The sequence below is a fragment of the Pseudoalteromonas sp. T1lg75 genome, from assembly GCF_002964705.1.
GTDB lineage: Bacteria > Pseudomonadota > Gammaproteobacteria > Enterobacterales > Alteromonadaceae > Pseudoalteromonas.
On record NZ_PQCD01000018.1, the window covers coordinates 1 to 9,527 of the forward strand.

Below are 9,527 nucleotides of genomic sequence, written 5' to 3' on the forward strand. Positions count from 1 at the left end.
GTTAAATCGCATCAAGGACTAAGCGGAGCGCTTAACAAAAAACCGAGTTCGCAAGCAATAGCGAATCACGGGTTCGCGGGGTTTCCAAAGAGGGGCGACGAGTGACCGAAGCATCGCTTCGCAGCGCGAGGAGGTGGAGGCATGGATGCCGACAGGACTGCAGCTTCAGGGACGAATTACTTGTAGCCAAGTTAATTTGTCCCTCTTCGGTCGCTCGTCGCCAACGCGACAAGATCTATCAGTTAAAGCAAATGTCGGCGGCCCGACAAAAAAAGCCTCCTTTCGGAGGCCCTCTTCATTTACAGCGATAAGCTCACCCCTGCATATACCTTGCGCTCGGCGCCGATATATTCAGAAGTAATGGCACCCGTGGTCCAGTCCGTGGCGGCAACATTGGTGACGTATTCCTTATCGGTCAGGTTTTCAATGGCAAAATCAAAACTGATATTGTCCACCAGCTGATAACGCGCATTCACATTAAGCAAGGTGTAGCTTGGCAGGTGAGTACGGTAATAGCTTACGCGATCCGAGCGGTATTGCAGCTGGGCGCCCACATACCACTTATCAAATTCCTTACCCAGACCCCAGTTAAAGGTGCGCTTGGCGCGCAGTACCAGGTCTTCACCTGTGTTGTCATCCTGGGCATCCACATAGCTGAAGTTCAGCGTATGATTAATGCCAAACCAGTCCTCAACTTCGGCGCTCAACTCAATGCCTTCAAAGCTGGCCTTATTGACGTTTTCCGGACCATTAACGCCCCAGTCGATGAGGTTGTCGAAGGTGTTTTTATAAACCGCCACATCGTACTGGCCGCCTGCAATATTCAGGCGCAGTCCGAGCTCGGCATTGGTCGACTCTTCCGGCTCTAAGTTCGGGTTGGCGCCCCAAATTGAGCTGGCGTCGTTAAAGGTCGGGGCCTTAAAGCCGGTGCCGTAGCTGGCGCGTAAGGTAGCGATATCGGCAAAAGGGACGCCAAGCGCCAGGTTATAGGTCGACTCGCCGCCAAACTCGCTGTGATCGTCGTTACGTACCACGGCATTGGTGCTAAAGACCTCGTGGTTATAATAGGCTCCCAGATACACGCCTTTGTTGCTCTGTGTTTCGTTGACAAAACCCGACTGCGGTTGACCTTCGAGGGCGTAGGCATTGATGGAGTCGCCCACATCTTCATAGTAATAATCCAGGCCCGAGCTGATGGTCAGGGCGTCACCCAGGGCGATATTGAGCTGATAACCCAGCTCGTCGCGCTCGGTAATATACTGATTGGCCTTGTAACCTGGGTAGGGGGTTTTCAGGGTGTTGAAGTTGTCGTCCTTTACCAAGGCGGTTTTCAGGGTATGGGCATAACGGCCATGGGCCTTTTGCCAGCCCAGTTGCAGATGGTAGTTTTCAAACTTACTGAAATCACTGCTGGCACCGTCGTATTCAACTTCCGCGTCACTGTATTGACCAACAAACTCCAGCTTACCTAAGGTATCAAAGTCATAGCTTAAGCGGGCGCCGATATTTTGGTTTTCATAACCGTCGCGGTCCGGGTCTTGCCCTGTGGTCACATCATAACCATCGGTTTGTTCATAACCCAGGTTAATAGCGCCCTTAAAGGCGCCCCGAGTCAGGGCATAGGCGCCCTGAACATTCACATAGTTGTCGCTGCCGCTCGATACCGACAGGGATTGGCTGTCGCCATTGCGGGTGATGATGTTGATCACTCCGGCCAAGGCATCTGAGCCATACCAGGCGGCGCGGGCACCACGGATGATCTCCACCCGCTCAATGCTGTTCAGTGGCAAGGTTTCTAAGGCCTTATAGCCCAGACTGGCGGAGCCAACACGAACGCCGTCCACCACCACCAGCGAATGACGGCTGGCGGCACCGCGAATAAATAAGCTGCTGGTTTGCCCTTGGCCGCCGCTGCGGACAATATCGATACCGGCATAATTGGAAAGCAGCGCCGGCAAGTCGCGCACGCCGGCATGCTCAATGTCTTCACGGGTGATCACATTGACGCTGGCCAGCACCTTATCAAGAGGCTGTTCAAATTTATTGGCCGTGACCGTGATATGTTCGATTGGCTGTGACTGCGCCGCCACAGATGCAGAAAAAAGTGCCGCCAAAGACAACGCCACCTTGGTTTTGCTATACATGTAGATCCCTTAACCCGCGCCCACCGCACAGGATTATAATTGGTTAGATAAGCGTTATGGCCGGTCTCCGGACTGATTGGCAAATACCAAAATCACCGTTGCGGGGGCAGCGTAGGATTCACACCTACTTCCCGATTATCCCTGAGCACATAACCAATGGGCGAGTTCTGCAAGGCACCATAACAAGGCGGCGTTATTGTGCGCAGTAAGGAGGGGAAAGTCAATGGACGTCTATACATCCATTGACGAAATAATTACAACCCTAGAATCGGGCTGTTTTAGTCGCGGAAGTTCTTGAACTGGAACGGCTGACCTAGATCGGCTTCGCGCACCACTTGCATAGCGGCTTGAAGGTCATCACGTTTTTTACCCGTCACACGTACTTCTTCGCCTTGAATCGCGGCCTGTACCTTGATCTTACTGTCTTTAATGGCTTTAACCAGCTTCTTGGCCACGTCTTTTTCAATACCCTGCTTCATAACCACCTTACGGGTTACGTATTTACCATGCAGGTCGGCCTTTTGAATTTCAAAGCTGTTTACATCAAGACCACGCTTGGATGCTTTGCTGGCAAAGATATCAAACAGTTGCATAACTTGCTGCTCGGCTTCGGCGGTTAATTCGATTTGCTCGTTGTTAAGCTCAATTTTGGCGTCAACACCACGAAAGTCAAAGCGCGTTTCCAGTTCGCGTTTGGCGTTTTCAACGGCATTTTTTGCTTCGCTCATATCGATTTCAGAGACGATATCAAATGAAGGCATGGGGGCTCTCCTAAACTTAAATTTTTGTGATTATACCCTGAGATTTACAATTTTGTGCATTGGTACACAGTGAATTCAGTTTTTAGTTTGTTATACTGCCTGCGTTTTCACCAGATTTTAAGGTAGTGATAGTGACGCGCCGTGTCTATAAGGGGTTGTTTTTAATTAGCCTTGTTGTATTTACTTTGCTGTTTGCCAAAGAAGTTAAAGGCGCGGCGGTCAACCTGTTTCCGCACATTGATAAGGTCGCCCACTTCGGTATTTTCTTTATCCTCGCTTTTATTATGGATAAAGCCTTTAAAATTCCCTTTATCATCCAAGTAATTCTGCTTTGCCTCTACGGCGCCGCCATCGAATGGATGCAAGGTATGCTGCCCCACCGTCAGGCCTCTGTCGCCGACTTTGTCGCCGATGCCTGTGGTGCCGCCAGCTACTTTGTTCTGCACTATATTTGGCAAACACGATGGCAAAAAAAGAACAGCTAACGCCGGTTTATATCTTAGGTCCGGGCGCCCTTGGCCTGGCCTTTGCCAAGCTCTTTAGTGAGCACCGCCCGGTCACCCTACTGACCAAGGCCTACCACCCCCAAGATTATCAATATACTTATCAAGGATATAGCGAGCCCTTGCAGGTGCAGTGTATCCCCTCTCCCTCAGGGGAGCAGGCGCCACAACAAAAAATAGGCGAGCTGTGGCTTTTTACCAAGGCGCACCAGGCTCTTGAGGCGCTTACGACGCTGCTGCCGGCACTCAAAAAAGACGCCCAGATTATCATCAGCCATAACGGCATGAGTGATTTAAACGAGCTGAACCGGCTGTTGGGGCCGCAACAGGCGCTGTATTTTATGCTCACCCAACAAGCGGCCTATAAACCGGCGCCAGATCAGGTGGTGCATGTTAGTCTGGGCCCAAGCACGCTCGGGGCCGCTAACCAGGCCGCTGAAAAATCTTTAGCTACCCAGCTCCTCTTATGGCAACGACAAATACCGAACCTGGTGGGCAGTGACAATATCCACCGCGCCCGCTGGCAGAAGCTATTGGTTAATCTAGCCATTAATCCGGTGGCCACCTGGCAGCAGCAACGCAATGGCGCCCTGCGCGCACCCGAGTATGCCAGCGATATTATGGCGCTGGTGCATGAAGCCATCACTGTGGCCAAGGCTCAGGGCTTGGAGTTTTCTTTGGTTCAGGCGCTTAATTTGGCCTATATGGTGATGGCGCAGACTGCGGATAATCGTTGCTCTATGCTACAAGACAGGCTGTTGGGAAGGGAAACGGAAATTGATGCCATGTGCGGCTATGTGTATAAAACGGCGCAGCAATTAGGCTTGGCTGCGCCGGTTAATCAGCTTTATTATCAGCGCATTAAGGGCGATAGACCTTAACGGTTTTAAAGCCATTTTCATGCAGGATAAGGGCCTGTAATTGACTCATCACACCCTTGGCACAGTAAAGGTAATATTCCTTATCCTGCGGCAAGTCGCCAAATTTGGTGGCTAGGCGGAAAAACGGCAGGTGCACCACCTCGATGCCGTCCAGCTCAAGTGGATTGGCGTCTTCTTCCTCCGGCGAGCGGATATCCACGACCACGGCGCCCGCTGGTAATTGCGAGACCGACTCCGCTTCTTTTACCTCTTCCTTAGCCTGAGTTTCGATGTCGCGCACGTCCATGATGGTGGCGTTGGCCACGACCGTATCAAGTACCTCGAAATCAAAGTTTTGCTCTTGTTTTTCAATGACATCAAGCTTGGCTTTAACCGTAGGCTTACGCGAGATCACACCGCAATATTCGGGCATGGCTTCGGCCATTTCCGCCGTGCCTATGGCACGAGCGATATCGATGATCTCCTGCTTGTCGTGCTGAATAAGCGGACGCAGGATCAGGGTGTCGGTTACCCGGTCAATGACACTCAGATTAGCCAGGGTTTGGCTTGAAACCTGACCTATGCTTTCTCCGGTTACCAGGGCTTGAACACCGAGTTTTTCGGCCACCTGACTGCCGGCACGCATCATCATGCGTTTGAGCACCACGCCCATCTGCGAGTCTTCGATATTTTCCAGAATTTCCGCTACCACGGGCTCGAAATCCACGGTGATAAACTTTACCTTGTGAGTAGAGCTAAAACGCGACCAGATATAATGGCTGGCCTGTTTTACACCGATTTCATGAGCCGCACCACCTAGGTTAAAGAACAGGAAGTGAGTACGGGCGCCCTTGCGGATCATTTGATAACTGGCCACACCCGAGTCGAAACCACCGGACATCAGCGACAACACATCTTCTTGAGTCGGCAGCGGGAAGCCACCCATGCCTCTGTGGGCGTGCGTCACTATATAAGCGCGCTGGTCTTTGATTTCGATTTTAACCGTCACATCCGGGCGAGTCAGTTTAACCCGCGCTCCTTCAACGTGCTGGTTTAAACCACCGCCAACGTAGCGCTCGACATCGCTCGAGGTAAAGTCATGTTGGCCCTGACGCTTACAGCGCACGCAGAAGGTTTTACCGGCGATTTGATCGGCAAGTAACAGTTGGGCCTGCTGATAGATATCATCCAGGGTGGTAAATTCCACCTCGGTCACTTCGTTAAACAGCACGATACCGGGAATTCGGCCCAAGGCGTCCGCCATCTCGACACGCACCGCCTCATCGCCACTGAGTGACTCTACCGTGAGATTATCCCAGTTGTTGCGAACCTTTACCTGCTCATCAATGCGGCGCATCATGATCTTGATGTTGTTTTCCAAAACCTTGGTAAAACGCTTGCGAACAGACTTACTCTTGATCGCAATCTCCGGGTGCAACTTAACAATAAACTTGATCATGACTTACTCGTAGCGGCTCAATAAAGGCCGACGGCTAATGGGCATATGCCATTTTCCGCGACCATGGATTCAAAGCGCGCGATTATAGCAAAACAGCGCGCTTACGGAAATAATAGCGAAGATGTTGCAACTACGCTGGTTTTAAGCCACTAGAAGTTTTCCTGACGTAGCTGATAGGTTTGCTTTAATGCCGCTAATTGTTCGCGGCCGGCGTCGGTAGCGAAGGCGGAAAACAGGGTGATCACCTTAAGTAGCCCCTGATAGATATCAGCGCGATTAAGCTCGCCACTTTGGCGTCTGGCCTTGATGTATGGCGTCCAGAAGCTCACCGTCAGCTTGAGCATATGGGTGAGCTCTGCCGCATCTTCGTCGGCAATGGCGATAATGCCCTTGTTGTTAAGCACTAGGACAATATCTTTGACCTGCTCAAACAATCTTTGTTGGAATTGAATGTAGTCGGCCTTTAACTCCGCATCGCGGGCAAGAATGTCGGTCATGTTGTCGTAGAAGAAGTGAAAATTCCACATCAGCTCGAACAAGGCATCAAAATAATGGGTTAACTGACCCAAGACTTCAACATCGTCTTGCAGCGGCTTGAACTGAGTGTCCAGGTGCTGACGATAGAGCACAAAAATATGCCGCAAAATATCTTCTTTATTTTTAAAGTGATAGTAAAGATTACCCGGGCTTATGCCCAAATGGGCGGCGATATGATTGGTGGTGATGGCGCGTTCACCGTGGCGATTAAACAATTCAATGCTCGCCTGAATAATGCGTTCCTTAGTACTCATATTTACTTCTACCCAGCTTTTTATCGCTAGCAGTATAAACAATCTTGGCTTGGCTGAACAATGACTCCTTGAATGTCGCTAATTTGGGGCTGGCAACCAAGGCAAAGATTGTTAAAATGCGCTCAGCACCTTAGAAAAATGAGAACGATAATGAAGGTAACCGCACTTTATCCTGGCACCTTTGACCCTTTAACCAATGGCCATCTGGATCTTATTGAGCGCGCAGCAAAAATGTTTGACAGTGTGATAGTGGCAATCGCCCACAACCCGAACAAAAAGCCCTGCTTTAGCCTCGATGAACGAGTCGCCTTGGCACAAAAAATCGTTGCCCATTTGGACAATGTCAGTGTGATTGGCTTTAGCGGCTTATTGGCCGATTTGGCCAAGACGCAAAAAGCGAATGTGCTGGTGCGCGGCATTCGCGCCGTATCCGATTTCGAATACGAATTTCAGCTCGCCAATATGAATCGCAGGTTGAACCCCGACTTAGAAAGCGTGTTTCTGACCCCTGCGGAGGAAAATACCTTTATTTCCTCAACCCTAGTCAAGGAAGTCGCATTGCATGGCGGCAATGTATCAGAATTTGTTGCGCCCGAAGTGGCCGCGGCATTAAAGGAAAAACTATCAAAATGACCCTATCTCGTTGTGCGCTAGCTCTTAGCGCCTCCTTGTGTGCCGCTCAGGCCCACGCAGGCCCTTGGATTGATCCCGACTCAGCACTGCTACGCAGCTCGATTGATATGTTGGTAAATCAAGGCGTTATTAATCGCCCCGTGAACACCTATCCGCTTATGTGGAAAGGCATTGCCGGTGATTTACAGGCGGTGTCGGTGCAAGAGTTAACGCCGCAGGCGCGGTTTGCTTATCACCATGTACAACATGCGCTGAAATATGCGCAGCAAGGCACGGTTTCCCGCGTACGCGTATTTACCAATTCCGAGCCGCACACAATTCAAGGCTTTGGCCCTCGCAACCAGGCAAAAAGTGGCATAGAAACCAGTGGCAGCCTCACGGGTAAAACCGCCAGCGCCAAGGTGAGTGTCAGCTACCGTGACGACAGCAATGACGGCGAATATGTTAATTACGATGGCAGTTATGTCGCCGCGCTGCTGGGCAATTGGTCGCTCAGTGGTGAAAAAATTCACCACTGGTGGGGGCCGGGTCAGGAAAATGCCCTGGCGCTGTCAAACAATGCCCAGGCCATGACCGGCGTGCGCCTAACTCGCCATGATACCAACTACTATGGTCCGAGCTGGCTTGCCTTTATCGGTCCTTGGAACTTCACCGCCATCGCTGCCAAGCAGCAAAGCCAGGTGAGTAAAATTGGCGAAGAAAAAGTTGAAGACGGTGATTTCTGGGGCTGGCGCTTCAGTGCCACCCCCATTCAAGGCCTTGAACTTGGCTTAAGCCAAACCAAGAGCGAATGGTTGCACTACCCCGACTCACTAAGCGGTATGGTTATAAACGCAGACGAGCTGGCCGACGAGCAAAAGCTCAGCAGCCTGGATATTAAATACTCGACCCTGATCGGCACACTGCCCCTGTCCATCTATGGCGAATATGCCGGCCACATTGAGTCCGCCTTAATCGCCGAGGACGGCGCCTTTACCTTGGGCGCGCAAACGCACTATGGTACGGAGCAGGCGCTGCTCAGCGGTTATATCGAGTACACGGATACCAGCAGCGAGTGCGTATCGCAATTACCCGAGTACAACTGCAACTATGGCAACCTGGGTATAGCACAAGGCTATCAACACAGAGAGCAAAACCTAGGCCCGGCCATGGGCGCGGATGCCGAAGCTCTGACGCTAGGCGCCACCTATCACCGCATGGGCGGCTATGGTGCACACCTTAAGCTTGGTCGCATAGAAAAAGAGCAGATGGATGCCGATATTTCTCGTCTTGAGATCGGCTATCAGCAGGGGATATTTGGCGCCTTAGTCAATATCACCGGACATCTGTGGCGTGAGTCTAATGATCTTGACTCCGATACCCACTCAGCCGTGAGCATGGCGCTGGAATACCGTTTTTAATAAACGGCCAGCGCGGCACAGGCCGAGGAAATCCCGGTTAACCACCAGCACGATGATCATCAAGGCATCATTCAAATTGATGCCTATCGAATACAAGCTCCACAGCCACCAGGGCTCATAGTTACCCCAAATATGTAAATCGATATAGAGCGAGAGATGCAATAAGCCGTTTACGGCCAAGCCGAACATACAGTAGTACAACGCAATAATTCGATTACGATTTTTTTGAACTAAGTAGAGCGCGCCAATGGTAATAAAATCAGCCAAAGCCCAGGGTAAATATTGAAAAGAGCTTCTTTCTATAAATGACGTACTAAGGTATGAAAGGTTAATGATGATACATATCCACAAAGGGGAATTAGCACGCTTTACAGACTCTGAATAGCTTACCAGGTTAAAAAGCAGTGCCATCATAAAACCCCAATTGATAAAGGCAGCGATCAACTTAGCCATTTCACCAGATTCATAAAATTCCACTAGAAGATTAGGGTCCAGTAGCATTGGCTTAACTTTCCGTTGCCGTAGATATGGTTTGCGAGGCTATTGGCACTGTTTCACCTAGAGAGAAGGGGGTTATTAAACGGAATTCAAAAACACTCAGAATATAACACTATATTAACAGCACAGCTAGAAACCCAAGCCCTCTCGAAGAATTAAGCATCTCACTTTAGTCAATAGAAGCGTACAATCTCCACGGCTTTTTACTAACTATTCGAAGCGAATCTTAGCCATTTCCCTCTAAAGCCCCTTGCAGCACAGCACAGTCCTAAAAAGTCCCTATTTATAATTAATGCAGTGATAATAATGGCATCAATCACATTGACGCTTAGGGGATAGAGGCTCCACAACCACCAATATTCTTCCGTTTCTATAATATAGAGGTCGCAATACACCCAAAGGTGAAGAAGGCCGTTAACGGTGAGACCAGCGATGCAATAGTAGAGTGCGGCTATTTTCTTCTTTCTTAATTGCACCA

General features: G+C 50.3%; 9 protein-coding genes, 1 pseudogene and 1 riboswitch. Of the genes and pseudogenes, 4 read left to right on the forward strand and 6 right to left on the reverse strand.

Annotated elements, in window-relative coordinates:
- Positions 1-299: 299 nt before the first annotated feature.
- Together C2M36_RS04540 and C2M36_RS04545 are read right to left on the reverse strand one after the other, a co-directional pair.
- Positions 300-2,144 (reverse strand): TonB-dependent receptor domain-containing protein, encoded by a 1,845-nt coding sequence (locus C2M36_RS04540; RefSeq protein WP_105253899.1) that lies wholly within the window; start codon positions 2,142-2,144, stop codon positions 300-302.
- 41 nt (positions 2,145-2,185) lie between these two features.
- A riboswitch (cobalamin riboswitch) is annotated at positions 2,186-2,341 on the reverse strand.
- Between the two features lie 81 nt (positions 2,342-2,422).
- Positions 2,423-2,905 (reverse strand): YajQ family cyclic di-GMP-binding protein, encoded by a 483-nt coding sequence (locus tag C2M36_RS04545; RefSeq protein ID WP_105253900.1) that lies wholly within the window; start codon positions 2,903-2,905, stop codon positions 2,423-2,425.
- Positions 2,906-3,036: 131 nt separating this feature from the next.
- Here C2M36_RS04545 and C2M36_RS04550 point away from each other — a divergent pair, with 131 nt between their 5' ends.
- Positions 3,037-3,390, forward strand: coding sequence for a VanZ family protein (locus tag C2M36_RS04550; RefSeq protein WP_105253901.1), 354 nt, complete (start codon positions 3,037-3,039; stop codon positions 3,388-3,390).
- Complete coding sequence (locus C2M36_RS04555; protein WP_105253902.1) at positions 3,369-4,289, forward strand: ketopantoate reductase family protein; 921 nt, start codon at positions 3,369-3,371, stop codon at positions 4,287-4,289. Before C2M36_RS04550 ends, C2M36_RS04555 begins: the two co-directional genes overlap by 22 nt.
- On the opposite strand, the gene thiI is transcribed toward C2M36_RS04555, so the two are convergent.
- On the reverse strand, positions 4,270-5,727 hold the full coding sequence (gene thiI / locus C2M36_RS04560; RefSeq protein WP_105253903.1) for a tRNA uracil 4-sulfurtransferase ThiI: 1,458 nt from the start codon (positions 5,725-5,727) through the stop codon (positions 4,270-4,272). The genes C2M36_RS04555 and thiI overlap by 20 nt on opposite strands.
- Before the next feature lie 149 nt (positions 5,728-5,876).
- Entirely contained in the window at positions 5,877-6,518 is a 642-nt protein-coding gene (locus C2M36_RS04565; RefSeq protein WP_105254005.1) for a TetR/AcrR family transcriptional regulator, read from the reverse strand.
- Between the two features lie 150 nt (positions 6,519-6,668).
- Between C2M36_RS04565 and coaD the strand changes: the two genes are divergently transcribed.
- Both coaD and C2M36_RS04575 read left to right on the forward strand, forming a co-directional pair.
- Positions 6,669-7,151 (forward strand): pantetheine-phosphate adenylyltransferase, encoded by a 483-nt coding sequence (coaD, locus tag C2M36_RS04570; RefSeq protein ID WP_105253904.1) that lies wholly within the window; start codon positions 6,669-6,671, stop codon positions 7,149-7,151.
- Positions 7,148-8,551, forward strand: a complete 1,404-nt coding sequence (locus tag C2M36_RS04575; protein ID WP_105253905.1) for a capsule assembly Wzi family protein — start codon at positions 7,148-7,150, stop codon at positions 8,549-8,551. Before coaD ends, C2M36_RS04575 begins: the two co-directional genes overlap by 4 nt.
- Here C2M36_RS04575 and C2M36_RS04580 read toward each other — a convergent pair.
- On the reverse strand, positions 8,516-9,004 hold the full coding sequence (locus C2M36_RS04580) for a hypothetical protein (protein ID WP_158678854.1): 489 nt from the start codon (positions 9,002-9,004) through the stop codon (positions 8,516-8,518). The genes C2M36_RS04575 and C2M36_RS04580 overlap by 36 nt on opposite strands.
- Positions 9,005-9,255: 251 nt before the next feature.
- Positions 9,256-9,527: pseudogene (locus tag C2M36_RS16960) on the reverse strand (hypothetical protein); the annotation flags it as partial.